The 23,712-nt window shown below is 63.4% G+C and carries 24 protein-coding genes; 13 read left to right on the top strand and 11 right to left on the bottom strand.

The genetic code is table 11. The annotated features are described in order from the left end of the window. Window positions 1-214 precede the first annotated feature (214 nt). Complete coding sequence (gene pvdQ, locus NGJ21_RS24325) at window positions 215-2,506, top strand: bifunctional acylase PvdQ (RefSeq protein WP_237858967.1); 2,292 nt, start codon at window positions 215-217, stop codon at window positions 2,504-2,506. 118 nt (window positions 2,507-2,624) lie between these two features. On the opposite strand, the gene NGJ21_RS24320 is transcribed toward pvdQ, so the two are convergent. After that, window positions 2,625-3,347, bottom strand: coding sequence for a UDP-2,3-diacylglucosamine diphosphatase (locus NGJ21_RS24320; RefSeq protein WP_046785432.1), 723 nt, complete (start codon window positions 3,345-3,347; stop codon window positions 2,625-2,627). Beyond that, the gene (locus NGJ21_RS24315) at window positions 3,344-3,844 is read right to left on the bottom strand and encodes a peptidylprolyl isomerase (protein ID WP_039603152.1); all 501 of its coding nucleotides are present in this window, start codon (window positions 3,842-3,844) and stop codon (window positions 3,344-3,346) included. Before NGJ21_RS24315 ends, NGJ21_RS24320 begins: the two co-directional genes overlap by 4 nt. A gap of 249 nt (window positions 3,845-4,093) precedes the next feature. On the opposite strand from NGJ21_RS24315, the gene NGJ21_RS24310 reads away from it, so the two are divergent. Both NGJ21_RS24310 and cysS read left to right on the top strand, forming a co-directional pair. Continuing rightward, window positions 4,094-5,797, top strand: coding sequence for a glutamine--tRNA ligase/YqeY domain fusion protein (locus NGJ21_RS24310; RefSeq protein WP_251962816.1), 1,704 nt, complete (start codon window positions 4,094-4,096; stop codon window positions 5,795-5,797). A 9-nt stretch (window positions 5,798-5,806) separates the two neighbouring features. Next, a complete protein-coding gene (cysS, locus tag NGJ21_RS24305) occupies window positions 5,807-7,189 on the top strand; it encodes a cysteine--tRNA ligase (protein ID WP_251962815.1) in 1,383 nt (460 codons plus the stop codon). Between the two features lie 192 nt (window positions 7,190-7,381). On the opposite strand, the gene NGJ21_RS24300 is transcribed toward cysS, so the two are convergent. From NGJ21_RS24300 to NGJ21_RS24275, 6 genes are all read right to left on the bottom strand, one after another. Beyond that, window positions 7,382-8,773, bottom strand: a complete 1,392-nt coding sequence (locus NGJ21_RS24300) for a sensor histidine kinase (protein ID WP_161871477.1) — start codon at window positions 8,771-8,773, stop codon at window positions 7,382-7,384. Then, a complete protein-coding gene (locus tag NGJ21_RS24295; RefSeq protein WP_046787707.1) occupies window positions 8,751-9,431 on the bottom strand; it encodes a response regulator transcription factor in 681 nt (226 codons plus the stop codon). The genes NGJ21_RS24300 and NGJ21_RS24295 overlap by 23 nt, the downstream gene beginning before the upstream one ends. 237 nt (window positions 9,432-9,668) lie before the next feature. After that, window positions 9,669-10,688, bottom strand: a complete 1,020-nt coding sequence (locus NGJ21_RS24290; protein ID WP_046787706.1) for a branched-chain amino acid aminotransferase — start codon at window positions 10,686-10,688, stop codon at window positions 9,669-9,671. Window positions 10,689-10,810: 122 nt separating this feature from the next. Beyond that, window positions 10,811-12,403, bottom strand: a complete 1,593-nt coding sequence (locus tag NGJ21_RS24285) for an ATP-binding cassette domain-containing protein (RefSeq protein ID WP_251962814.1) — start codon at window positions 12,401-12,403, stop codon at window positions 10,811-10,813. 168 nt (window positions 12,404-12,571) lie between these two features. Then, window positions 12,572-12,931, bottom strand: a complete 360-nt coding sequence (locus NGJ21_RS24280; RefSeq protein WP_119688939.1) for a hypothetical protein — start codon at window positions 12,929-12,931, stop codon at window positions 12,572-12,574. After that, the gene (locus NGJ21_RS24275; protein ID WP_115275020.1) at window positions 12,928-13,305 is read right to left on the bottom strand and encodes a glyoxalase superfamily protein; all 378 of its coding nucleotides are present in this window, start codon (window positions 13,303-13,305) and stop codon (window positions 12,928-12,930) included. Before NGJ21_RS24275 ends, NGJ21_RS24280 begins: the two co-directional genes overlap by 4 nt. Window positions 13,306-13,634: 329 nt before the next feature. Between NGJ21_RS24275 and NGJ21_RS24270 the strand changes: the two genes are divergently transcribed. Genes NGJ21_RS24270 through ureG form a run of 8 tightly spaced genes read left to right on the top strand, consistent with a single transcriptional unit; the run spans window position 13,635 to window position 19,194 of the window. Continuing rightward, entirely contained in the window at window positions 13,635-14,468 is an 834-nt protein-coding gene (locus tag NGJ21_RS24270) for an urease accessory protein UreD (RefSeq protein WP_115275019.1), read from the top strand. A gap of 9 nt (window positions 14,469-14,477) precedes the next feature. Next, window positions 14,478-14,780: an urease subunit gamma gene (locus NGJ21_RS24265; RefSeq protein ID WP_046787702.1), complete on the top strand. Its 303-nt coding sequence runs from the start codon at window positions 14,478-14,480 to the stop codon at window positions 14,778-14,780. A gap of 19 nt (window positions 14,781-14,799) precedes the next feature. Continuing rightward, a complete protein-coding gene (locus NGJ21_RS24260) occupies window positions 14,800-15,117 on the top strand; it encodes an urease subunit beta (RefSeq protein ID WP_039602758.1) in 318 nt (105 codons plus the stop codon). Next, on the top strand, window positions 15,114-16,817 hold the full coding sequence (gene ureC / locus NGJ21_RS24255; protein ID WP_119688942.1) for an urease subunit alpha: 1,704 nt from the start codon (window positions 15,114-15,116) through the stop codon (window positions 16,815-16,817). Before NGJ21_RS24260 ends, ureC begins: the two co-directional genes overlap by 4 nt. A 10-nt stretch (window positions 16,818-16,827) precedes the next feature. Continuing rightward, window positions 16,828-17,319: an urease accessory protein UreE gene (ureE, locus tag NGJ21_RS24250; RefSeq protein WP_039602760.1), complete on the top strand. Its 492-nt coding sequence runs from the start codon at window positions 16,828-16,830 to the stop codon at window positions 17,317-17,319. Window positions 17,320-17,339: 20 nt separating this feature from the next. Then, window positions 17,340-17,885: a HupE/UreJ family protein gene (locus NGJ21_RS24245; protein ID WP_046787700.1), complete on the top strand. Its 546-nt coding sequence runs from the start codon at window positions 17,340-17,342 to the stop codon at window positions 17,883-17,885. Beyond that, window positions 17,885-18,559: an urease accessory protein UreF gene (locus NGJ21_RS24240; RefSeq protein WP_046787699.1), complete on the top strand. Its 675-nt coding sequence runs from the start codon at window positions 17,885-17,887 to the stop codon at window positions 18,557-18,559. The genes NGJ21_RS24245 and NGJ21_RS24240 overlap by 1 nt, the downstream gene beginning before the upstream one ends. Window positions 18,560-18,570: 11 nt before the next feature. Further along, window positions 18,571-19,194: an urease accessory protein UreG gene (ureG, locus tag NGJ21_RS24235; RefSeq protein WP_119688944.1), complete on the top strand. Its 624-nt coding sequence runs from the start codon at window positions 18,571-18,573 to the stop codon at window positions 19,192-19,194. On the opposite strand, the gene NGJ21_RS24230 is transcribed toward ureG, so the two are convergent. The 3 genes from NGJ21_RS24230 to NGJ21_RS24220 all read right to left on the bottom strand — a co-directional run bounded on the left by NGJ21_RS24230 (window position 19,157) and on the right by NGJ21_RS24220 (window position 22,376). Next, window positions 19,157-20,737 carry a sensor domain-containing diguanylate cyclase gene (locus NGJ21_RS24230; RefSeq protein ID WP_237858316.1) on the bottom strand — a complete coding sequence of 527 codons (1,581 nt, stop codon included), beginning with the start codon at window positions 20,735-20,737 and terminating at the stop codon, window positions 19,157-19,159. The genes ureG and NGJ21_RS24230 overlap by 38 nt on opposite strands. 131 nt (window positions 20,738-20,868) lie before the next feature. After that, window positions 20,869-21,591: a DUF899 domain-containing protein gene (locus NGJ21_RS24225; RefSeq protein WP_039603983.1), complete on the bottom strand. Its 723-nt coding sequence runs from the start codon at window positions 21,589-21,591 to the stop codon at window positions 20,869-20,871. A gap of 119 nt (window positions 21,592-21,710) precedes the next feature. Continuing rightward, window positions 21,711-22,376, bottom strand: coding sequence for an HAD family hydrolase (locus tag NGJ21_RS24220; protein ID WP_174141488.1), 666 nt, complete (start codon window positions 22,374-22,376; stop codon window positions 21,711-21,713). A gap of 102 nt (window positions 22,377-22,478) precedes the next feature. Here NGJ21_RS24220 and lexA point away from each other — a divergent pair, with 102 nt between their 5' ends. Then, window positions 22,479-23,087, top strand: coding sequence for a transcriptional repressor LexA (lexA, locus tag NGJ21_RS24215; RefSeq protein WP_115275561.1), 609 nt, complete (start codon window positions 22,479-22,481; stop codon window positions 23,085-23,087). Next, the gene (imuA, locus tag NGJ21_RS24210) at window positions 23,087-23,707 is read left to right on the top strand and encodes a translesion DNA synthesis-associated protein ImuA (RefSeq protein ID WP_046787694.1); all 621 of its coding nucleotides are present in this window, start codon (window positions 23,087-23,089) and stop codon (window positions 23,705-23,707) included. Before lexA ends, imuA begins: the two co-directional genes overlap by 1 nt. The last annotated feature ends 5 nt before the right edge of the window (window positions 23,708-23,712 follow it).

Here is a 23,712-nt window from a genome sequence, read left to right as displayed (position 1 = left end):
CCTTTTCGTGGACTTTCCCGAAATATGGGTGCCTCACTTACTAGGACGAATGAGAACGGAGAATCTGCAGCCTTTGCGCAAAAAAAAGATTCTCTGCCGGTCTCATGAAGACGAATCTGTTTCTCCTTGTGCGTAAAATTTTCATGTGGGCGTTCGTCTGATTGGGAATGATCCCAGAAGCCGAGGAGTGCCCGTGCTCTCAATTTCACGTCCCATGACCTGCGCTGGCCTTGCGGCCGCGCTGGTTGTCTCCAGCATGGCCGCGCAGGCGTTGGAACCCAAGTCTGATGCCACTGCGCAAATTCGCCGTACAAGTTTCGGCGTGCCGCATATCGTGGCCAAGGATGAGCGCGGCCTGGGTTACGGCATCGGTTATGCCTATGGCCAAGACAATCTGTGCCTGCTGGCCAATGAAGTGCTGACGGTCAACGGTGAACGTTCGCGCTTTTTTGGCGCGCAGGGCAAAACCCTCGAGCAGCGCGATAACCTGACCAGCGACCTGTTCTTCACCTGGTTCAATACGCCGACTGCGGTCAACAGCTTCCTGCAGGCCCAACCTGCTCAGGTGCGTGATTTGCTGGAGGGCTATGCCAGTGGTTTCAACCGCGCCTTGGCCGAGCGTCGTAGCCAAGGGCTGCCGGCAGAGTGCGGGGATGGTCAGTGGTTGCGGCCGATCACCAGCCTGGACCTGGTCAAGCTGACCCGCCGTCTGCTGGCTGAGGGTGGGTTGGGCCAGTTCGCCGAAGCGCTGGCGGCTGCCCGGCCGCCGCAGTTGGCGAGCCAGCAGGCAGCGCCCACGTTTGGCGAGGCACTTGCCCAGCAACAGCGCTTCGCTTCGGAGCGCGGCAGCAACGCCGTTGCAGTGGGTGCGGAGCGTTCGGCCAACGGCCGCGGGCTGTTGCTGGCCAACCCGCATTTCCCTTGGATGGGCGGGATGCGCTTCTATCAGATGCAACTGACCATCCCTGGCCGACTGGACGTCATGGGCGCCGCACTGCCTGGCTTGCCGGTAGTGAACATCGGTTTCAACCGTCACCTGGCCTGGACCCACACGGTCGATACGTCCAAACACTTCACCCTCTACCGACTGCAACTGGACCCCAAGGATCCGACCCGCTACCTGCTCGATGGCAAGTCCCTGCCGCTGACGCGCCAGGCTGTGAGTGTCACGGTCAAGGCTGAGGATGGCACGCTGAGCCAAGTGCAGCGCCAGGTCTACAGTTCGAGCTTCGGGCCCGTGGTGCAGTGGCCAGGGCGCCTGGACTGGGACAGCAAAGCGGCCTACAGCCTGCGCGACGCGAATCTGGAAAATACCCGCGTGCTGCAGCAGTGGTATCGCATCAACCGTGCCGATAGCCTGGCGGCACTGAAGGGCTCGGTCGAGCAGTTGCAGGGCATCCCCTGGGTCAATACCTTGGCCGTCGATGCCGGTGGCCAGGCGTTGTACCTTAACCAGTCGGTGGTGCCTTATGTGGACCAGCAGTTGCTGAGCCAGTGCAGCAACCCGGCGGCGCAAGGGCCGCTGGTGGTGCTCGACGGTTCGCGCAGCGCCTGCCAGTGGAAGGTCGATGCACAGGCAGCGCAGCCTGGCATCTTCCCGGCGCATCTGTTGCCCAGCCTTGCGCGCAACGATTTTGTGCAAAGCTCCAACGATCCGGCATGGATGACCAACCCCGCCCAGCCGTTGACGGGGTACTCGCCGCTGATCAGCCGCAGCGACCAGCCCTTGGGCATGCGCGGGCGCTTCGCGCTGGAGCGCCTGCAAGGCAAGGCCAAGCTGGGTATGGAGGACCTGCAGCGTATGGTGATGGATGACGAGGTCTACCTGGCCAGCCTGGTGCTTCCAGACTTGTTGCAATGGTGCAAAGGCGCTGAGGCCGATTTGCAGGCACTGTGTACGAGCCTGGCGAGCTGGGATGGCAAGGCTGACCTGAACAGCGGCATTGGCCTGGTGCACTTCCAGAACATCGTCGACGCCTTGGCCAGGTATCCGCAAAGCTGGCGTGTGGCCTTCGACCCGGCAGACCCGCAACACACGCCGCGTGGGTTGGCAGTGGAGCAGGCGGCGGTGCGCAAGTTGCTGCGCGAAGCGGCGCTGGCCTCACTGCAGCAGGTAGCCAAAGCCGGCGTTGCTGAAGACAGCCGTTGGGGGCAGATCCAGCAGGCGGCCGATGGCACACCGGTGCCGGGCGGCCCGCAGGGCTTGGGGGTGTATAACGCGATCTACAGCGTCCCGCATGGGCCGGGCAAGCGGCTGGTGGTCAGTGGCACCAGTTACTTGCAACTGGTCAGCTTCACCGATAAGGGGCCCCAGGCGCGCGGGTTGTTGGCCTTCTCGCAGTCCAGCGAAGCCGCATCGGCGCATGCGAGCGACCAGACCAAAGCGTTCTCGGCCAAGCAGTTGGCGCACATCCCGTTCACCGAGGCGCAAATCAAGGCTGACCCCGAGTATCGGCAGTATGTGATCAGTGAGCGGGACAAGGGGGCAGTGGCGAGCCAGCCTTAAGTTACAAACCTGTACCGGCCTCATCGCCGGCAAACCGGCCCACAGGTATCAAGGATAGTGGCGTACCTGTAGGCGCCGGCTTGCCGGCGATGAGGCCGGTATGGCGAAGCTATCAGTTTCAGGAAAACTCGAACGGCTCCAGCTGAAAGCCCTGCGCATCCACCTGCAGGGTCCAGCCGCGACGGTCCCAATCGCCCAGCACGATGCGCCGGGCAGGCTCCCCGTTCACCACCAGCTTGTGGATCGCCGGCCGGTGAGTGTGGCCATGCACCAGCGTTTTCACGCCATGTGCCGCCATCACCGCTGGTACTTCTTCTGGTGTGACATCGACAATTTCGGTGGCCTTCATGCGCGTTTGTGCACGGCTTTCGTTACGCAGCTTGCGCGCCAGCTTTTGCCGGGTGGCAAGCGGCAAGTGCCGCAGAATCCACAGGCTCAACGGGTTGCGCAGATAACGGCGCATTTTCATGTAACCGATGTCGCGGGTGCACAGGGTGTCGCCATGCATCAGCAAAACCTGCTCGCCGCCCAGGCTGATCACGCAGGGGTCGGCCAGCAGGGTGCAGCCGGCGGCCTTGCAGAAAGCCTCGCCAATCAGGAAGTCACGGTTGCCGTGCATCAGGTACACGGCGGTGCCGCTGTCGCTAAGCTGGCGCACGGCCTGGCAGATCGACTGCTGGAACGGCGTCATGGCATCGTCGCCGATCCAGGCTTCGAAGAAGTCGCCGAGGATGTACAGCGCCTTGGCATGGCGTGCGCGGCCGTCGAGCAGATCAAGAAACGCCCGGGTAATGTCCGGGCGTTCTTCTTGCAGATGCAGATCAGAGATCAGCAGTATCACTCAACGATCTCGGCTTTCTCGATGATCACGTCGTCTTTTGGTACGTCCTGGTGGCCAGCCTTGGAACCGGTGGCGACCTTTTCGATGGCGTCGACGATTTCACGGCCTTCGGTCACTTCGCCGAATACCGCGTAGCCCCAGCCCTGGGTGTTCTTGCCGCTGTGGTTGAGGAAGTCGTTGTCGGAGGCGTTGATGAAGAACTGGGCCGAGGCGGAGTGCGGCTCCATGGTGCGGGCCATGGCAATGCTGTACTTGGTGTTCTTCAGGCCGTTGTCAGCTTCGTTCTGGATGCTGGCGCGGGTTTTCTTCTGGCTCATGCCCGGCTCGAAGCCGCCGCCCTGGATCATGAAACCCTTGATCACACGGTGGAACACGGTGCCATCGTAGTGACCGTCCTTGACGTACTGAACGAAGTTTTCCGTGGTGAGCGGCGCTTTCTCGGCGTCCAGTTGCAGGACGATAACGCCGTGGTTGGTGGTCAGTTTGACTTTGGACATGCTGGAATTCGCTCTTTCAAGGCATTCGGGAATTAGGGTGCGCAGTGCGCCTGTAGTCACCTGACGCAGGATCGGGCGACCGCGACACATGGCGCGCACTGGCCATTTTGCCAGGCCGCGACAAAAAGCTGCGATAAAATCACGGCAGTTTGTCCGAGCCTGGCTGTCAGCAGCTTGACTGCTTCGGCTATGATAGGCCCTTTGATTCAATCGGCCTACCCAGGCCGGACACGTGCATTCAAGGATCCTATGAGCAAGCCCACTGCCGACAACGCGCCCAACGCCGCTGCCAAAGGCGCCCCCGCCGTCCCTGCGAACTTCCTGCGGCCGATCATCCAGGCCGACCTGGACTCGGGCAAGCACAGCAGCATCGTCACTCGTTTTCCGCCGGAGCCCAATGGCTACCTGCACATCGGCCATGCCAAGTCGATCTGCGTCAACTTCGGCCTGGCCAAGGAGTTCGGCGGCGTCTGTCACCTGCGCTTCGACGACACCAACCCGGCCAAGGAAGACCAGGAGTACATCGATGCCATTCAGCGCGACGTCAAATGGCTGGGCTTCGACTGGGCCGGCGACGTGCGTTATGCCTCGAACTACTTCGACCAGTTGCACGACTGGGCCGTTGAACTGATCAAGCGTGGCAAGGCCTATGTCTGTGACCTGACCCCTGATCAGGCCAAGGCCTACCGTGGCAGCCTGACCGAGCCAGGCAAGAACAGCCCGTTCCGTGAGCGCAGCGTCGAAGAGAACCTCGACCTGTTCGCGCGCATGAAGGCCGGCGAGTTCAAGGATGGCGAGCGCGTGCTGCGCGCCAAGATCGACATGGCCTCGCCGAACATGAACCTGCGCGACCCGATCCTGTACCGCATCCGTCATTCCCACCACCACCAGACCGGTGACAAGTGGTGCATCTACCCCAACTACGACTTCACCCATGGTCAGTCCGATGCCATCGAAGGCATCACCCACTCGATCTGCACCTTGGAGTTCGAAGGCCATCGGCCGCTGTACGACTGGTTCCTGGACAACCTGCCGGTACCGGCGCATCCGCGTCAGTACGAGTTCAGCCGCCTGAACCTGAACTACACCATCACCTCCAAGCGCAAGCTCAAGCAGCTGGTCGACGAGAAGCACGTCAGCGCCTGGGACGACCCGCGCATGTCGACCCTCTCGGGCTTCCGCCGTCGCGGCTACACCCCGGCCTCGATCCGCAACTTCTGCGAGATGGTCGGTACCAACCGCTCCGACGGTGTGGTCGACATGTCGATGCTCGAATTCAGCATCCGTGACGACCTCGACCGCACCGCGCCGCGCGCCATGTGCGTGCTGCGCCCGCTGAAGGTGGTCATTACCAACTACCCTGAAGGCCAGGTCGAGCAGCTCGAGCTGCCGCGCCACCCCAAGGAAGACATGGGCGTGCGCGTGCTGCCCTTCGCCCGCGAGCTGTACATCGACCGCGACGATTTCATGGAAGAGCCGCCAAAGGGCTACAAGCGCCTGGAACCGGCCGGTGAAGTGCGCCTGCGCGGCAGCTACGTGATCCGCGCCGACGAAGCGGTCAAGGACGCCGAGGGCAACATCGTCGAGCTGCGCTGCTCCTACGACCCGGACACACTGGGCAAGAACCCCGAGGGCCGCAAGGTCAAGGGCGTGATCCACTGGGTGCCGGCAGACGCCAGTGTCGAATGCGAAGTGCGCCTGTACGATCGCCTGTTCCGCTCGCCGAACCCGGAAAAGGCCGAGGAGGGCGCCAGCTTCCTCGACAACATCAACCCGGACTCGCTGCAAGTGCTGACCGGCTGCCGTGCCGAGCCGTCGCTGGGCCAGGCGCAGCCTGAAGACCGCTTCCAGTTCGAGCGCGAAGGCTACTTCTGCGCCGACCTCAAGGACAGCCAGCCGGGCCGCCCGGTGTTCAACCGCACCGTCACCCTGCGTGACTCCTGGGGCAGCTAAGGAACCACCGTGCTTACCATTTACAACACGCTGAGCAAAACCAAGGAAGTCTTCAAGCCGCTCGATGGCAACAAGGTGCGCATGTATGTGTGCGGCATGACCGTGTACGACTATTGCCACCTGGGCCATGGCCGCAGCATGGTGGCCTTCGACCTGGTCACCCGCTGGCTGCGCAAGAGCGGCTATGAGCTGACCTACGTGCGCAATATCACCGACATCGACGACAAGATCATCAACCGGGCCAACGAGAACGGCGAAACGTTCGACGCGCTGACGGCCCGCATGATCGATGCGATGCATGAGGACGAACGGCGCCTGAACATCCTCAAACCGGACCAGGAACCGCGTGCCACCGACCATATCGCCGGCATGCACGCGATGATCCAGACCCTGATCGACAAGGGCTACGCCTACGCGCCGGGCAATGGCGACGTGTACTACCGGGTCGGCAAGTTCGTCGGCTATGGCAAGCTGTCGCGCAAGAAGATCGAGGACCTGCGCATCGGTGCCCGCATCGAGGTCGACGAGGCCAAGCAGGACCCGCTCGACTTCGTGCTGTGGAAGGGCGTCAAGCCGGGCGAACCGTACTGGGATTCGCCCTGGGGCCCAGGCCGTCCGGGCTGGCACATCGAGTGCTCGGTGATGTCCACCTGCTGCCTTGGCGAGAGCTTCGACATCCACGGTGGCGGCAGCGACCTGGAGTTCCCGCACCACGAGAACGAAATCGCCCAGAGCGAAGCGGCGACCGGCAAGCAGTACGCCAACGCCTGGATGCACTGCGGCATGATCCGCATCAATGGCGAGAAGATGTCCAAGTCATTGAACAACTTCTTCACCATCCGTGACGTGCTCGATGTGTATCACCCGGAGGTGGTGCGCTACCTGCTGGTGGCCAGCCACTACCGCAGTGCCATCAACTACTCCGAAGACAGCCTGCGTGATGCCAAGGGCGCCCTGGAGCGCTTCTATCACGCGCTGCGTGGCTTGCCACGTGTGGCGGCCAAGGGTGGTGAGGCATTCGTCGAGCGCTTCAGCGTGGCGATGAACGACGACTTCGGCACCCCCGAAGCCTGCGCCGTGCTGTTCGACCTGGTGCGCGAAATCAACCGCCTGCGCGACAGCGACCCGGATGCGGCTGCCGGCCTGGCCGGTCGCCTGCGTGAGCTGGGTGATGTGCTGGGTGTACTGCAGCTGGAGGCCGATGACTTCCTGCGTGCAGGGGCCGAGGGCAAGGTCGATGCGGCTGAAGTGGAAGCACTGATCCAGGCGCGCCTGCAGGCGCGTGCCGATAAGAACTGGGCAGAATCCGACCGTATCCGCGACCAGCTGACCGGCATGGGTGTGGTGCTGGAGGACAGCAAGGGCGCGACTACCTGGCGTCTGGCTGACTGATGATGTGAAGGGGCCGCTTTGCGGCCCCATCGCCGGCAAGCCGGCTCCCACAGGTAGTGCGCAGGGCTTGAAGGTTGCGCGGTCGTAGTGAGAGCCGGCAAGCCGGGGACAGGTATTGCGCAGGGCTTGAAGGTTGTGCTGTCGTGGTGGGAGCCGGCTTGCCGGCGATGGGCTGCATAGCAGCCCCCGCTTTTACCTGGGCAACCCCGCCAACGCGCAATGCAACACCAGCTTAGCCCCACCCAGCTCACTGTCACCCACCTCCAGCCCAAACCCATGCAGGTCGACGATCGCCGCAACGATCGACAAACCCAGCCCGAACCCCGGGTGGCGGTGGCCTTCCTCGCTGCGATAAAAGCGCTTCAGCACGGCAGTGCGCTCTTCTTCCGCAATCCCAGGCCCACTGTCCTCGATAGCGATATGCACGCCTGCTTCGTCCTGCGTAGCCGTAATGGCCACCTGGCCACCTTCTGGCGTGAACTTGATGGCATTGCCCACCAGGTTGGCCAGCGCTTCGAACAGCAATTCACGGTCCCCATGCAGCGCCGGCAAATGCTCAGGCTGTTGCAGGTGCAGGCGGATACCGCCATCTTCGGCCAGGGGCAGGTAGAAATCGTGCAACTCCACCAGAAGCTCACGCGGGTCCAGCTGAACGAAGCCGGCGCGGCGCTGGCGATCCTCCAGTTCACTGATGCGCAACAGGCCGCGAAAACGTGCCATCAGGGTATCGGTTTCGCCGATGGCCTGGTCCAGTGCCTCGGCTTGTGCCGAGTCCAGCCCGGTCTGCTGGCGGATGCGGTACAGCTGTGCACGCAGGCGGGTGAGTGGTGTGCGCAGGTCGTGGGCAATGTTGTCGCACACGCCCTTGACCTCATGCATCAGCCGTTCTATCCGGTCAAGCATGGCGTTGACGATGGCGGCCAGCATGTCCAGCTCGTCGCGGCGGGCCGACAGCGGCAGGCGGTGGGTGAGGTCGCCGGCGACGATCAGCTCTGCCTGCGCCTGTATGGCCCGAATGCGTTTCAAAGGCCTGCGGCGCAGCAGGTACCAGCCGGCGAAGCCTGGGATCAGGGTCAGCGAGATGCCCCATAGCAAGGCGTGCAGGATGATGCGTGTCACTACAAACAACGAGCCGTTGTCGCGCAGCAGTACCAGCCAGCGGCCGTCCTGAACCTTGATTGCCACCGCGTCGCAGCTGTCACGCGGCATGTGCGGGTCATCGGCGTCCAGGCACCGCTCGAGTTCATGCACCTTGCCGTCCAGGCCGAGTTCCGGCGGAATTGCACGGATACGCCCGCCGATCGGGTTGAGCTGGGCGTCGAACAGGCCGTAGGCATCAAAGGCGCGCTCCTCGAACGCCTGGCTGGCGATCAGCGCGTCGTCCAGCTGCTTGCCGCTCATGTGCGCGAACAGGTGCTGGCGCTGCAGCATGGAGTGGCGGGTCAGCTTGTTCAGGTAGCTGGACACCTCGAAGTACAGCACCCCCATGAGGATGCTGCTCCAGGCCACGAAGAGGAAGCTGTACAGCGCCAGCAGGCGGCTGGTCGAGGAGCTCCAGCCCTTAGACGGGTTCAGCAATGGCATAGCCGGAGCCCCGTACGGTACGGATCAGCGGCGACTGCCCGGGGGCATCGATCTTCTTGCGCAGGCGGCCGATATGCACATCGATCAGGTTGGTGCCAGGGTCGAAGTGGTAGCCCCAGACTTCCTCGAAGATCATCATCCGCGTGATCACCTGGCCGCTATGGCGCATCAGGTACTCCAGCAGCTTGTACTCGGTGGGCAGCAGGTTGAGCGTCTGTTCGCCGCGGCGGGCCTCATGGCTGATCAGGTCCAGTTGCAGGTCGGCGACCTGCAGTCGGGTCTGGGTCATCGGCACGCTATTGCGCCGCAACAGCACTTCCACCCGTGCGGCCATCTCGTCGGAGGCGAATGGCTTGGTCAGGTAGTCGTCGCCACCGGCACGCAGGCCTCGCACACGCTCATCGACGTCGGACAGCGCGCTGATCATCAGGATGGGCGTTGCGATTTTCAGGTTGCGCAGGGTGGTGACGATGGTCAGGCCATCGACCTCTGGCAGCATGCGGTCCAGGGTGATCAGGTCGTAGCCGCCGCCGATGGCCTTGGCCAGGCCTTCACGGCCATTGTCAGCCCAATCCACTTCCAGACCGTGGCTGGTGAGTTCGGCGACGATTTCCTGGCCGGTGACGGCGTCGTCTTCGATGGTCAGTACGCGTGGCATGCTGGTTCCTGGGCGTCTAGTGGAGGCTTGATTGTGCCAAAGAATAGACTGCCGGGAATTTAAGAAAAATTCATCTGGCTGCAGTTCGTTTGCTGCGGGGCAAACTGTCTTGCTCAACGTCTAAAGATGACGCAATCCCTGTGGGCCGGCTTGCCGGCGATGGGGCCGGAACGCTCAGCCAAAAAAAGGGGCATGCCAGCGTCTGACATGCCCCGTGGTTCAGCGTGGCGCGATGGCTCAGGCGACCTTGACGATCCAGCCCGCCGGCGCTTCGACGTCGCCGCTCTGGATACCGGTCAGCTCGTTGTAGAGCTTCTGGGTGACCGGGCCGACCTTTTCCAGGTCGTGGAACACGTGCAGCTTGCCGTTGTACTCGATGCCACCGATCGGGGTGATCACTGCGGCGGTACCGCATGCACCGGCTTCGATGAAGCGGTCGAGCTTGTTGATTTCGACATCGCCTTCGATCACCTTCAGGCCCAGGCGCGAGGACGCCAGTTCCATCAGCGACAGGCGGGTGATGCCTGGCAGTACCGAGGCCGATTTCGGCGTGATGAATTCGTTGTTGGCGGTGATGCCGAAGAAGTTGGCCGAACCGACTTCCTCGATCTTGGTGTGGGTCAGCGGATCGAGGTAGATGGCGTCGGCAAAGTTGGCCTTCTTGGCTTCAGCGCCTGGCTGCAGGCTTGCCGCATAGTTGCCGCCGACCTTGGCGGCGCCGGTGCCTTGCGGGGCGGCGCGGTCAAAGCTGGAAATCTGGAAGTTGTGCGGTTTCATGCCGCCTTTGAAGTACGAGCCAACCGGGATGGCGAATACCGAGAAGATGAACTCGGGGGCGGTGCGCACGCCGATGTTGTCGCCGGTGCCGATCACGAACGGGCGCAGGTACAGGGCACCCTTGCCGTGTGGCGGGACGAACTTCTCGTTGGCCTTGACCACTTGCTTGCAGGCCTCGATGAACACATCGGTCGGCACGTGCGGCATCAGCAGGCGGGCGCAGCTGCGCTGCATGCGGGCGGCGTTCTGGTCAGGGCGGAACAGGTTGATCGAGCCGTCCTTGCAGCGGTAAGCCTTCAGGCCTTCGAAACACTGCTGGCCATAGTGCAGGGCAGTGGAGCCTTCACTGATGTGCAGCACGTTGTCTTCAGTCAGGGTGCCTTTGTCCCACTCACCATTGCGCCATACGGACAGGTAGCGCTTGTCGGTCTTGATGTAGTCGAAACCCAGCTTGTCCCAGTTAATGCTTTCGTTACTCATGACACCCTCGATTGTCTTGCAAGTGCCCGATCGCTCGGGCTGCTGTTATATGCGCACCTCGCCACGATAATACATCCGCTGCGGATCGGGAACGGCCAGTCACGAATTGGCGGCTATCTGGATCATGGTGACGCCGATGGCAGGTGCAGGTAAGCGTCCAGCGCCAGTTGCTGGAGAAACACTGAATCATGGGAAGCCACCAGCATCGCCCCCTGAAACTGCCGTAGCATGGCCTCCAGCGCTTCAAGCGACGGCAGGTCCAGATGGTTGCCGGGCTCATCGAGCAACAGCAGGTCCACGCCGCGTTTGCGATAAAGCACACCAGCCAGCGCTGCCTTGAGCCGCTCGCCGCCGCTGAGCAAACTGCTGGGCAGCTCGATGCGTGCGGCATCGAGGCCCAGTTGAGCCAGCCGCATGCGCAGAACGCCGGATGGCAGTGTCGGGTTAGCCTCGCGCAGGTGTGCCAGAACGGTCTGCTGCCCAGGTAATGAACTGCAGTGCTGGTCGAGCATCGCGACTTCGCCGCTCATCCGAGCGCTGCCGGCCTGGATGGGCAGCGCTTCGCACAGCACCTGAAGGAGTGTTGACTTACCACTGCCGTTGGGACCGACCAGTCCGAGCCGTTGGCCCAGGCAAAGGCGCAGGTCGATCGGTTCGGTACTGCCGCGAGGCAGCACAAGCCCCTGCAGTGCCAGCACTTCGCGACCAGGGTGCGATTGAGGTGTCGGCGCATGAAGAATGATCGCGCTGTCGCGCTCTACCTGGCGCGCCGCTTCCTGCACCTGCGTTTGCAGGGCCTGCAGGGCATCGTTGTGATCGCGACGCTGTTTGCCAGCCGTGGCCTGGCTACGTTGCTGCTGGCGGTCGATGAGTATCTTGGCCTGGTTGGCGTTCTTGGCGTGGTGGCTGGCACGTGACTGGTGGCGTTCAAGGCGCTCCCGTTGTTCGTGCAACGTTTTGGCGGTGAGTTGGTGCTCATGCTTTGCGCGGACCAGTTGTTGCTGAGCCTGTTCGCGCTGTTCGGCCTTGCGCTGGGCATAGAAGCTGTAAGGCCCCCCGAATGCCTGCAAGCCAAGGCTCGACAGTTCGACGATGCGCGACATGTGTTCGAGCAAGCTACGGTCATGGCTGATAACCAGCAAGCCCCGGTCCCAAGCCGTGATCATGGCCAGGAGCTGAGCGCGGCCTTCGCTGTCCAGGTGGTTGCTGGGCTCATCCAGGATCAGGTAATCGCTATCGCTGAGCCAGGCACCGAGCAGGGCGACGCGCATAGCCTGGCCGCCGCTGAGGTCGGTAGCGGGGTAATCGGGGGTGAGGTGACCCAGGCCGTGGCGATCCAGCAGGATGTGCAGCCGCTCACGAATGTCCCATTGATCGCCCACCGTGTCGAAATCGTAAAGGTCGATGCTACCTTTTTCGATATTCTGCAACGCAGCGATCACCTGCCCGACCTGGGCTAGATCGGCGACGGTGGCACTGTGCCGGATCACTTGCTGGTCCAGGTGATGAACCCTGCCATGGCGCGAGCAGCGGCCGCTGTTGGGCAACCGCTGGCCGGCGAGTATCTGCCCGAGCAGGCTTTTGCCCACGCCATTTCGCCCGACCATGCCGGTTGGGCGTTGGTCAAAACACGCGCTGAGGTCGGTAAACAGTGGCTTGCCATTGGGCAAAACCAGGGAGACGCTGTCCAGCGTCAAGAACGACGTATTCGTCATGCACAACTCCACTCATGCCGCGACATCTCCGGAGCAAACCAGAGGCTGAAGGCTGGCCGTCGAAGGGACGGCGGCATCAATGGCGCATTGGACGAATACCTCCTGTAGTGAGATGCAAGAGCCTAGCGCAAAGGCGAGGGGAGGTAAATCACCGCTCGCCGGTTGGCCTCAACGCCCCTGCAAGCGCTTGTTCCAGTCGCCTGCGTGGCTTCGTTCGCAGGCTTCTTCACTGTCGAAGCGCACATGCCATGCTGGGTGATCCAGCCTTATACCTGCCTCGTCCAGCGCCTGGGCCGTCAGCTTGAGCATGCGTACCTTCGCATCACCCGCCAGCGCTGCGGCCTTGTCGACCTCGCGCTCGAATACCCAGGTAATGCGCAAGCTGGCAGGGAACTGATCAGGGTCCAGGCGATGGGTCAGCCAGCTGAACCCGATGATTTGCGCCTTGGCCGTTTCGCAGGCGTCGGTCAGGCACGCCACCAGTTCACGCTCAAGGCGCGCCAATTCGCGTTTGCCCAATGCTTTCATTGCGCGGCCTCGTCATCGATCTGCTGGCAGAAACGCAACAGGTTACCGAACGGGTCACGTATCTGCATCTGCAGGCCCCAGTCGACACGCTCGGCCTGAGGGCGGGCGTAGCTGTACTGTTTGTCCAGCAGTTCACGTTCCAGCGCCAGCAGTTCATCGGTACGGGCAAACACCGTCGAACCTGGGCAGGCGTCGCCGTGATGCTCGCTCAAGTGCAGGACCAGGCCGTCGCGGTGGATTTGCGCATACAAAGGCAGGTCCGGGCTGAAGCGGTGCTCCCAGTCCAGGGTGAAGCCGAGGAAATCGAGGTAGAACTCCTTGGCCTTTTCGACCGAGAAAATGCGCAGGATGGGGATGGCTGGGGCGAGAGGCATGGCTGTTCCTTGGCCGTGGGCGGTACTCAAGTGGATTGCCAGTCTACTGATTGTCACGGCGGACTGTCTTGTTCGCGGCGCAATACCCTGGCTGATTCGAGCACCGAAACAGGGCTGGTGAGTGCCCTCGTGTCGTGCGTCATGACCCGGCATGCCCCACGCCAGAGCCTCGCGCAATATGTTTCATGTGGCTTCACCTGCGTAGTTGGCCCGCAAACTGCTATATCCCAGCCAATCGAATTTGATCGAGTGGTCAAGCCTGCAGCACGTCAGTGCGCGGCGGTGATCCTTTTAACGGCCGCCAGGCCGTGGATATCAGGGGCTATAGGATGTTGCTGGCCGAGCGCGTCGAACAATCTGAACAGGATGCAGGCTGGAGTGCCCACCTGCAGTTGCGCTTTGTCGAGCGTGGTGGTGTGACTCGTCTTGGTGCGCGCCGACATTTCGGCCCGCTTTTGGTGCAGCGACCGTTCTACCCGGAAGGTGCGCCGTGCCACGTCTATGTGCTGCACCCGCCAGGGGGCATCGTTGCCGGTGACCGCCTGGAGCTGGATATTCAGCTAGAGCCTGGCAGCCATGCATTGCTGACCATGCCCGGCGCCAGCAAGTTTTATCGAAGTATCGGCCCAACCGCGTGGCTGACCCAACGTTTCCATCTGCAAGCGGGCAGCACCCTGGAGTGGCTGCCCCAGGACAGCATTTTCTTTTCCGGTGCTCGCGCCAGCCTCGACAGCCGCTTCACCCTTGAGCCCGGTGCCCGCCTGCTGGCCTGGGAAACGCTGTGCCTGGGCCGCCCGGTGATGGGCGAACGATTCGATCAGGGCGCGCTGGACAGCCGTCTGAGCATCGAGTTGCCCGATGACCCTGGCTTGTGCGAACGCCTGCGCCTCACCGGTGGCCAGCTCGACAAGCTCGGCGGCCACCCGTTGCTCGCTACCTTCTGTGCGTCCCCGGCAGACCCATCCGTGCTGGAAAGGGTGCGGCCTCTGCTTGAGGAACTGAAAACGCCCGCCGGCGCCACCTTGCTGGGTTCGCTGCTGGTGATTCGCCTGCTGGACCACGACAACCAACATCTGCAACACACCCTGCAGCGCCTCTGGCACGTGCTGCGGCCGGCCGTTCTCGGCCTGCCGGCGTGCCCGCCGCGCATCTGGGCCACCTGAGAGAGCGCCATGGAGCTAACCCCGAGAGAGAAAGACAAACTGCTGCTGTTCACCGCCGCACTGTTGGCGGAACGGCGCCTGGCCCGTGGCCTGAAGCTCAACTACCCGGAGGCGGTGGCGCTGATCAGTGCCGCCGTGCTCGAAGGCGCCCGTGATGGCCGCACGGTAGCCGAGCTGATGAGCCTGGGCCGCGAAGTGATCGGCCGCGATCAGGTCATGGACGGTGTTCCCGAGATGCTCCATGACGTGCAGGTCGAAGCCACCTTCCCTGACGGTACCAAGCTGGTGACCGTACATGACCCCATCGTCTGACCTGGCCGAGGAGCCCAGCATGATCCCAGGTGAAATCCAGGTCGCCGCCGGCGACATCGAACTCAACGTCGGCCGTGCAACGGTCAGTGTCAAAGTGGCCAATCATGGCGACCGGCCGGTGCAGGTGGGCTCTCATTACCATTTTTACGAGGTCAACGAGGCACTGGTGTTCGACCGCGAGCCTAGCCGCGGCTTTCGCCTCGACATCCCGGCCGGCACTGCCGTGCGCTTCGAGCCGGGCCAGGCGCGTACCGTGCAATTGGTAGCCTACGCCGGCAAGCGCGAGGTGTATGGCTTTCAGGGCAAAGTGATGGGCGCACTGGAGGGCCAGGCATGAGCCGCATTTCGCGTCGGGCCTATGCCGACATGTTCGGCCCTACCGTTGGCGACCGCGTGCGCCTGGCCGACACTGCCCTGTGGGTGGAGGTCGAGAAGGACTTCACGGTTTACGGCGAAGAGGTCAAGTTCGGCGGTGGCAAGGTCATCCGCGACGGCATGGGGCAGGGCCAGATGCTTGCAGCCCAGGCCATGGACCTGGTGCTGACCAACGCCCTGATCATCGACCACTGGGGCATCGTGAAAGCCGATATCGGCGTCAAGCACGGGCGCATCGCTGCCATCGGCAAGGCCGGCAACCCTGACGTGCAACCGGGCGTCACCGTGCCGGTCGGCCCGGGCACCGAAGTGATCGCGGCCGAAGGCAAGATCGTCACCGCCGGGGGCATCGATTCGCACATTCACTTCATCTGCCCGCAACAGGTGGAAGAGGCGCTGACCAGTGGCGTCACCACGTTCATCGGCGGCGGCACCGGGCCGGCCACCGGTACCAACGCCACCACCTGCACCCCGGGGCCCTGGTACCTTGCGCGCATGCTCCAGGCGGCCGACAGCCTGCCGATCAACATCGGCCTGCTGGGCAAGGGCAATGCTTCGCGACCTGAAGCGCTGCGCGAGCAGATCGCTGCAGGCGCGGTGGGCCTGAAGCTGCACGAGGATTGGGGGTCTACCCCGGCAGCCATCGACTGCTGCCTGAGCGTCGCCGAGGAAATGGACATCCAGGTGGCGATCCACACCGATACCCTCAACGAGTCCGGTTGCATTGAAGACACCCTGGCCGCCATCGGTGATCGCACCATCCATACCTTCCACACCGAAGGGGCCGGCGGCGGCCATGCACCCGACATCATTCGCGCGGCGGGGCAGGCTAATGTGCTGCCGTCCTCGACCAACCCGACCCTGCCCTATACGGTCAACACCGTCGATGAACACCTCGACATGCTGATGGTCTGCCACCACCTGGACCCGAGCATCGCCGAGGACGTGGCGTTCGCCGAATCGCGCATCCGCCGTGAAACCATCGCCGCCGAGGACATCCTGCACGACATGGGCGCCTTCGCCATGACCTCGTCCGACTCCCAAGCCATGGGCCGCGTCGGCGAGGTGGTGCTGCGCACTTGGCAAGTCGCCCACCAGATGAAAGTGCGCCGCGGCCCGCTGGCGCCGGACAGCAGCTACAGCGACAACTTCCGGGTCAAGCGCTACATCGCCAAATACACCCTCAACCCTGCGCTCACCCATGGTATCGCCCATGAGGTGGGGTCGGTGGAAGTGGGCAAGCTGGCTGACCTGGTGCTGTGGTCGCCGGCTTTCTTCGCGGTCAAGCCGGCGCTGGTCATCAAGGGCGGGATGATCGTCACAGCGCCCATGGGCGACATCAATGGCTCGATCCCGACGCCACAGCCAGTGCATTACCGGCCCATGTTCGGCGCGCTCGGTGCCGCCCGCCATGCCACGCGCATGACCTTCCTGCCCCAGGCCGCCATGGACCGTGGCCTGGCCCACGAACTGGGTTTGCAGAGCCTGATCGGTGTGGCCCACGGCTGCCGCCGGGTGCGCAAGGCCGATATGGTCCACAACACATTGCAACCGGTGATCGAAGTCGATTCGCAGACCTACCAGGTGCGCGCCGACGGCGAACTGCTGGTTTGCGAGCCGGCCAGCGAACTGCCGCTGGCCCAGCGTTATTTCCTGTTCTGAAGGAGCGAAGATGATTGTCCTGAACCGCCGGATCGATGCATCCGACACTATCACCGGCACCGTTACCCTGGACGTCGACAGCCGTATCAAGAGCCGCCTGCGCGTAACCCTCGACGATGGCCGCGAGGCCGGCCTGATGCTCGAACGCGGCCACCTGCTGCGCGGTGGCGAACTGCTGGCCGACGCCGCCGGCAGCCAGGTGGTGCGCGTACTCGCAGCGCCCGAGGCAGTATCGACCGTGCGCTGCAGCGACCCGCACCTGCTGGCGCGTGCCGCGTACCATCTGGGCAACCGCCACGTCCCCCTGCAGATCGAGCCGGGCCTGCTGCGTTACCAGCACGACCACGTACTCGACGACATGCTGCGCGGCCTGGGCCTGACGGTCGAGGCCGAGCAGGCGCCGTTCGAGCCGGAAGCCGGTGCCTACCAGAGCGCACCGCATAGCCACAGCCACAGCCATGCGCATGATCACCCCTTCGTGCGCCTGCCAGCCCACTCCTGAACTGCCCCTTGGAGCCCACAATGAAAAAAACGCTCGCCCTTGCCCTGCTGCTGGTTGCGCTGCCGGCCTTCGCCCACCCGGGCCATGACAGCAACCCGCTGCACGATGGCCTGCTGCATCCGCTGACCGGCCTTGACCACTTGTTGATGCTGTTGGGGACTGGCGTGCTGGCGGCCTTGACCCGGCGCAACCTGGCCTTGCCGCTGGCAACCCTGGCAGCAATGTTCGCTGGTGCGCTATGCGGCCACCTGTTCGGTGATGTGCTGGGCATGGAAACCATGATCGCCGTGTCGGTGCTGGTGGCTGGCGTTGCCGTACTGCTGCCTAGCCGGCAGTTGCTGCTGGCGCTGGCCATGCCGGTGTTTGCCCTGTTCCATGGCTGGGCCCACGGCGTGGAAGCCACACCCAGCGCCTTCTGGCTGTTCAGCGCCGGCTTCGTCACCGTGAGCGGCTTGCTGCTGGTAGTGGGCTTCGCTGTCGGTTGCCTGCTGCGCCGCCACAGCGCCCTGCAGAAAGCCTTTGGTGGCGGCATGCTTGCCGGCGCCGCTGTTGTGCTGGCCGGTTGATGAACAGCGATCTGGCACTGCTGCGCTTGTTGCAGCTGGCCAGCCCCGGCTTGCCGGTGGGTGGCTTTACCTACTCACAGGGCCTTGAGTGGGCCGTCGAGGCGGGTTGGGTGCGTGACATCAAAAGCTTCAGCGCCTGGCAGCGCGAGCAGATGCACGACACCCTCGCTTACCTGGACTGGCCGGTGCTGGCGCGCCTGTACCACGCGTGCAAGGCCGATGATGCCGACGCGTTTGCGCGCTGGAGCCGCTTTCTGCTGGCCAACCGCGAAACCGCCGAGCTGCGCCTGGAAGAGCAGCAGCGTGGCGCGGCCCTGGCACGCTTGCTCGATGGCTGGCAGCTGGGCCAGGCCCCGGCCTGGCGCCCAAGCCTTGAGCTCAGCCAGTTGGGCGGCATGGCCTGGCTGGCCGTGCACTGGTCGATCCCGTTGCGCCAGCTTGCCCTCGGGCATGCCTTCGCCTGGCTGGAGGGCGCGGTCATGGCTGGGGTCAAACTGGTGCCCTTCGGCCAGCAGGCGGCCCAGACCCTGCTGCGCGACCTGGGCGAGATACTGCCCGGCGTCATCGACCAGGCCCTGGCGCTTGGCGACGACCAGCTCGGTGGCGGCCTGCCGCTATTGGCCATTGCATCATCGCGTCACGAAACCCAATACACCCGTTTGTTCCGTTCTTGAGGACTGCCTTAATGCAAAGCTATCAGCAACCCCTGCGCGTCGGCGTCGGCGGCCCGGTCGGCTCCGGCAAGACCGCGCTGCTCGAATGCCTGTGCAAAGCCATGCGTGATCACTACCAGATCGCCGTGGTCACCAACGACATCTACACCAAGGAAGACCAGCGCATCCTCACCGAGGCTGGCGCCCTGGAGCCCGAGCGCATCGTTGGCGTCGAAACCGGTGGCTGCCCGCACACCGCCATTCGCGAGGATGCCTCGATGAACCTTGCAGCAGTGGAAGCGCTGGCACGCAAGTTCGGCAACCTTGAAGTGATCTTCGTGGAGAGCGGTGGCGATAACCTTAGTGCTACCTTCAGCCCAGAGCTGGCCGACCTGACCATCTACGTGATCGATGTCGCCGAAGGCGAGAAGATCCCGCGCAAGGGCGGCCCCGGCATCACCAAGTCCGATTTCCTGGTGATCAACAAGACCGACCTTGCGCCCTACGTCGGCGCCTCGCTGGAGGTGATGGAGCGCGATACACAGCGTATGCGCCCGGAGCGCCCTTGGACTTTCAGCAACCTGAAGAAAGGCGAGGGCCTGCAGGCGGTGATCGATTTCATCGTGGAGCGGGGGATGCTGGGGGTGAGGGGCTGAGGTCAAGCACTTCGACGCGGTTGCGGCCGCTGTGCTTGGCCTTGTACAGCTGCTCGTCGGCTTGCTTGAGCACGCTGTCGGCCTGCTGTGTATCGGGCCGGCGGCAGGCAACGCCAATCGACACGCTAAGCTTGCCCACATGGGGTGAGTCAGCCTGTTCGACTGCGCTGCGTATCCGTTCGGCAATGCGCCGGGCATCGGCCAGGCCAGTGTCCGGCAGCAGCATGGTGAATTCCTCGCCGCCGACCCGGCAGGGCAGATCATCCTGGCGTGAATTGTGACGCAGCAACTCGGCGAGGTGCTTGAGCACCTCGTCGCCGGCATCGTGGCCAAAGGTATCGTTGACCCGCTTGAAGTGGTCGATGTCCAGGGCCAGCACGGCAAATGCTCTAGAGCTTTGCATCAAGGCATCCAGCGCCAGTTGCATGGCACGCCGGTTGGCAAGGCCGGTGAGGGCATCACTCTGAGCCTGCTGGCGCAGCTTGCCAAATTTTTCCTGCAGCAATTGCTCGCCTGTCAGCAAGGCGCGGCGGATGGCTGCGACCTCTACGTACCACGCGTCGATACGGCGCAGCTGTTCGCCGGTCTGGGTGGCGGACAGGTGGCTGGCGCTGTGTGCCAGTTGGCGTAACGGCAAGGTCAGGCGGTAGGTCATCCATAGCATCAATAGCAAGCCGATAATGCTGACCGGCAGGATATAAAGCAGCACCTTGCGGGTCATTTCGCCCAGTGGTGCCAAGGCCAGATCCCGCGGTGTCTGGACCACCACTGCCCAGTGCGCTTCAGGCACCGGGGCAAAGCCTGCGAGCATGGGAACGCCGATATAGTTGGGCACTTCAAGGGTGCCTGCCTCGCCACGCAAGGCCGCGCTGATCGTCGGGCTGCTGCTGACCTGGGTGCCAATGCGCGCATGGTCGGGGTGGTGCAGCAGGCGTCGATTGGCGTCGGCGACGAAAGCGAAGGTACCGTCCTGCTGGTAGTGCAGGCCAATCAACGTATGCAGTGCGCTTTCTTTCTTGAGGAACACCGAACCGCCGACAATGCCCAGGTAACGGCCATCGGCGGCAAAGACCGGCTGCGAAACGAATATCACCAGTTCGCCCCCCCGCGAGGTGTAGGCGGAACTGACCCACGGCTGACGGGCTTGCACGGCTTGGCGGATTTCACCGGAGTGCTGGTGGTGGCTGGTGACCTGTTCAATGTTCGGATAAGCCACCAGCACCTGACCTTGGGCGTTGACGATGACGATGGAGTTGAAGTCCTTGTCCTGCACCTGCAGGCGCTTGGCTTCCTTTTTCAGCATGGTCATGTCGTCCAGGCCACCGTCCAGTTGCCCGGCGGTGTAGGACAGGTGGTTGTGTGCCGAGCGCAGGAACTCGTTGATATCCGATGCCAGTTTGCTCGCATAGGCTTGGTTGGCCTTCAGCTCAAGGTCTACCAAGGCGCGGTGCTGTACCCGGTAGGCGACAGCGAGGGTGTTGCACAGGGTTGCCAGGCACGCCAGCACGACAATGCCGACAACCAGGGTTCGTAGGTGGAACATGGGCAAGCGCTTGAGCATGGGGGGCCTGTAATGCAAGGGCGACGGGCTCAAGTATGGCCGTATTCTGCCGAACTGCAGCCATTGTGCCGCCTGGGCTGTTCAGCCATGGCACAGGCGGCACTGTGGCGTGTTCAGTCATGGCAGCAATGAGGTTTGCCGGGCTGGCCTTCGTAGCGATCATGATGCCGCACCCAATCCATGGTACCAGCCTCGTTGCGCCCCAATGGCGCGATGTCGAGGAAATTGTAGGTATTGACCAGGATGTCGAGCCCGCGGGCATAGGTGGAGTAGGTATGAAAGATTGTGCCGTCCGGGTCCCGGTAGAAGGCGCTCAACCCAGGCAGCTCGCTTTCGTTGCCGGTATAGGGTTCGTAGTTGTATTGGCTGTTGCCTTCAGTGGCGACACTGACGCCGAAATCTTCATTGAAACTGCTGCCGTTTGACGAGTACCAGGGAAAACGCCAGCCCATGCGCTGGCGAAATGCCTGGAACTCAGCGTGGGGTGCACGCGAAACGGCGACCAGCGAAACATCGTGATGCGCCAGGTGCAGGTTGGCACCGTCGAAATGGTCGGCGAGGAACGAACAGCCTGGGCAACCTTCGCTCCAGCCTTCGGCGAACATGAAGTGGTAGACCAGCAATTGACTGCGCCCGGCGAACAGGTCGGCGAGGCTCAGCTGGCCGTCCGGGCCTTGAAAACGGTAGGGCTGTTCCAGCTTGACCCAGGGCAGGGCGCGGCGGGCGGCGGCCAGCTCGTCGCGCTGGTGGGTGAAGGCCTTTTCATGCAGCCATAGCTGACGGCGGGCGGCCAGCCATTGGCTGCGCGAGACGATATCGGGCTTTTGAGGGTTCATGAGGGTGACTCCGCACGGGGGTTCAAGTGTGGTCGAGCGGGGCGGGGTGAGATCGACATCAGGCCCAGTTGCTGCGACGAATGGTTGTGCGCCGCGCCACCCCAGTCACACCATGAGGCTCAATCGCCACACTGCATCGCTTCAATGACCTCCCACAACCGTGGATCGTCAAAATCATCCACCACCAGCCTGGCCCCCGCAGCCATCAGCCGTTCTGCCGTCTGTGTAGTCGCCACCCCCACGGTGAAGATCCCGGCACCGCTCGCCGCGTTCACGCCCGGCAACGAATCCTCGAACGCCAGCGCTTGCTCGGCCGTTGCCCCCAGGCGCTGCAGGCCGGTCAGGTACGGCAGCGGGTCAGGCTTGGGCCGTTCCAGCTCTTCGGCCACCAGTACATGCTCGAAGTGTGCGCCAAGGCCCATTGCATTGAGCATGTGCTCGGCATTGAGCCGGGGTGCATTGGTCACCACGCACATGTCGATACGGCTCGCCTGGGCATAGTCCAGCAGGCGCAGCAAGCCCGGCATGGGTTCAAGGGCAGGGGCCAGCTCGCGGAACAGTGCTTCCTTGCGATCAGCCAGCGCCAGGCATTCATGCGCGCCGGCGTTTGGAAACAGCTCGGCAAACAATGGCCCATTGGCCCGGCCACTGATCTGCGAATCGAACTGGGCCTGGGTCAGTTCACGGCCGTCATGGTCGCGCAACAACTGACGGAAGGCCTGCAAATGCAGGGTGTCGGTGTCGGTAAGGGTCCCGTCGAGATCGAACAGCAGTGCAGTCAGCATCAGGCATCCAGGCAGTAGAAAACTCATGTCAGGGGATGATAACCAAACCTGGCGACGAAGGGGGCTGTTCAGCCTTCGACGAAAAGAGTACAAATGTGCTCCATGGACAATCTCACCCCCAAACGCCGCGCAATCCTCGACTTCATCCGTGAACGCATCACCGATCATGGCCAGCCGCCGAGCCTTGCCGACATCGCCATCCGCTTCGGCTTTGCCTCACGCAGCGTTGCGCGCAAGCACATCACTGCCCTGTGTCAGGCCGGCTACATCGACGTCACGCCCAACCAGGCACGGGGCATCCGCCTGGCCGCACCCTTGCGCCGCCCGGAAATTCTCGAAGTGCCCGTGTTGGGCCAGGTGGCTGCAGGCGCGCCGATTGGCCCCGACCTTGGCATTCACGAGCAGTTGCTGATTGACCCCAGCCTGTTCCGACGCACACCGGACTACCTGCTCAAGGTGCGCGGCGACTCCATGATCGATGACGGTATCTTCGACGGTGACCTGGTGGGCATCCGCCAGCAAGGCGAGGCCCGTGATGGCCAGATCGTGGTCGCCCGCCTCGACGGTGAGGTCACCATCAAACGCCTGCAACGCCAAGCGGGCGGCTACCGGCTGCTGCCACGCAACCCTGCCTATGCGCCGATCGATGTGGGGCCTGAGCGCGAATTCTTCATCGAAGGCGTGTTCTGCGGCCTGTTGAGGCGCGACTGATGGGCGCGGTGGTCGATCTTGACCGGTTGCTGGACCAGCGCCAGGTCTGGCGCGGCCGGCAGGCCCGGGTACGGCCGACCGGGTTGCAGCCCACTGGCCATGCGGCGCTTGATCAACGGTTGCCGGAGGGTGGCTGGCCCGCGGCTGCGCTGAGCGAGTTGCTGCTGGCCAGCCCCGGGTGTGGCGAACTGCAACTGCTGTGGCCCTCGTTGGCCCGGCTGACCGCCGATAGCGGGCGAGTGGTGCTGGTGGCGCCCCCTTTCATTCCCTACGCACCGGCCTGGCAAGCGGCCGGGGTGGACTTGCGCTGGCTGGTCCAGGTCGATGCCGAACAGGCCGACGCGCTCTGGGCTGCCGAGCAGTGCCTGCGCTCTGGCAGTTGCGCCGCCGTGCTGTGCTGGCCGGAGCGTGCCGATGACCGTGCGCTGCGGCGCTTGCAGGTGGCGGCAGAAACCGGGCAGGCGCTGGCTTTTGCCTGCAGGCCGCAACAGGCCGCGCACAATCCATCACCGGCCGCGGTGCGCATCGCCATCGACGCGCGGCCCGCACAATGGCGTGTGCTCAAGTGCCGGGGCGGTTTACCGCCGGCTGCAGCCATAGCCTGTGCCGGGCAGGGTTGATGCAA

This window comes from Pseudomonas sp. Marseille-Q5299 (assembly GCF_943737035.1).
In the GTDB taxonomy this organism is placed as follows: Bacteria; Pseudomonadota; Gammaproteobacteria; order Pseudomonadales; family Pseudomonadaceae; genus Aquipseudomonas; species Aquipseudomonas putida_E.
Note: the sequence above shows the minus strand (reverse complement) of the source record. Positions and strands in the feature narration are given on the sequence as shown.

What these genes read in the sequence shown, in the direction of transcription:
- NGJ21_RS24285 (WP_251962814.1), bottom strand. Translation starts at nt 12,403, where the DNA reads ATGACGAATACGTCGTTCTTGACGCTGGACAGCGTCTCCCTGGTTTTG.
- NGJ21_RS24260 (WP_039602758.1), top strand. Translation starts at nt 14,800, where the DNA reads ATGATCCCAGGTGAAATCCAGGTCGCCGCCGGCGACATCGAACTCAAC.
- NGJ21_RS24295 (WP_046787707.1), bottom strand. Translation starts at nt 9,431, where the DNA reads ATGCCACGCGTACTGACCATCGAAGACGACGCCGTCACCGGCCAGGAA.
- ureE (WP_039602760.1), top strand. Translation starts at nt 16,828, where the DNA reads ATGATTGTCCTGAACCGCCGGATCGATGCATCCGACACTATCACCGGC.
- NGJ21_RS24240 (WP_046787699.1), top strand. Translation starts at nt 17,885, where the DNA reads ATGAACAGCGATCTGGCACTGCTGCGCTTGTTGCAGCTGGCCAGCCCC.
- ureC (WP_119688942.1), top strand. Translation starts at nt 15,114, where the DNA reads ATGAGCCGCATTTCGCGTCGGGCCTATGCCGACATGTTCGGCCCTACC.
- ureG (WP_119688944.1), top strand. Translation starts at nt 18,571, where the DNA reads ATGCAAAGCTATCAGCAACCCCTGCGCGTCGGCGTCGGCGGCCCGGTC.
- NGJ21_RS24290 (WP_046787706.1), bottom strand. Translation starts at nt 10,688, where the DNA reads ATGAGTAACGAAAGCATTAACTGGGACAAGCTGGGTTTCGACTACATC.
- NGJ21_RS24245 (WP_046787700.1), top strand. Translation starts at nt 17,340, where the DNA reads ATGAAAAAAACGCTCGCCCTTGCCCTGCTGCTGGTTGCGCTGCCGGCC.
- NGJ21_RS24310 (WP_251962816.1), top strand. Translation starts at nt 4,094, where the DNA reads ATGAGCAAGCCCACTGCCGACAACGCGCCCAACGCCGCTGCCAAAGGC.
- NGJ21_RS24265 (WP_046787702.1), top strand. Translation starts at nt 14,478, where the DNA reads ATGGAGCTAACCCCGAGAGAGAAAGACAAACTGCTGCTGTTCACCGCC.
- NGJ21_RS24230 (WP_237858316.1), bottom strand. Translation starts at nt 20,737, where the DNA reads ATGTTCCACCTACGAACCCTGGTTGTCGGCATTGTCGTGCTGGCGTGC.
- NGJ21_RS24220 (WP_174141488.1), bottom strand. Translation starts at nt 22,376, where the DNA reads ATGCTGACTGCACTGCTGTTCGATCTCGACGGGACCCTTACCGACACC.
- NGJ21_RS24300 (WP_161871477.1), bottom strand. Translation starts at nt 8,773, where the DNA reads ATGCCATTGCTGAACCCGTCTAAGGGCTGGAGCTCCTCGACCAGCCGC.
- pvdQ (WP_237858967.1), top strand. Translation starts at nt 215, where the DNA reads ATGACCTGCGCTGGCCTTGCGGCCGCGCTGGTTGTCTCCAGCATGGCC.
- NGJ21_RS24275 (WP_115275020.1), bottom strand. Translation starts at nt 13,305, where the DNA reads ATGCCTCTCGCCCCAGCCATCCCCATCCTGCGCATTTTCTCGGTCGAA.
- lexA (WP_115275561.1), top strand. Translation starts at nt 22,479, where the DNA reads ATGGACAATCTCACCCCCAAACGCCGCGCAATCCTCGACTTCATCCGT.
- NGJ21_RS24270 (WP_115275019.1), top strand. Translation starts at nt 13,635, where the DNA reads ATGTTGCTGGCCGAGCGCGTCGAACAATCTGAACAGGATGCAGGCTGG.
- NGJ21_RS24315 (WP_039603152.1), bottom strand. Translation starts at nt 3,844, where the DNA reads ATGTCCAAAGTCAAACTGACCACCAACCACGGCGTTATCGTCCTGCAA.
- NGJ21_RS24280 (WP_119688939.1), bottom strand. Translation starts at nt 12,931, where the DNA reads ATGAAAGCATTGGGCAAACGCGAATTGGCGCGCCTTGAGCGTGAACTG.
- NGJ21_RS24225 (WP_039603983.1), bottom strand. Translation starts at nt 21,591, where the DNA reads ATGAACCCTCAAAAGCCCGATATCGTCTCGCGCAGCCAATGGCTGGCC.
- imuA (WP_046787694.1), top strand. Translation starts at nt 23,087, where the DNA reads ATGGGCGCGGTGGTCGATCTTGACCGGTTGCTGGACCAGCGCCAGGTC.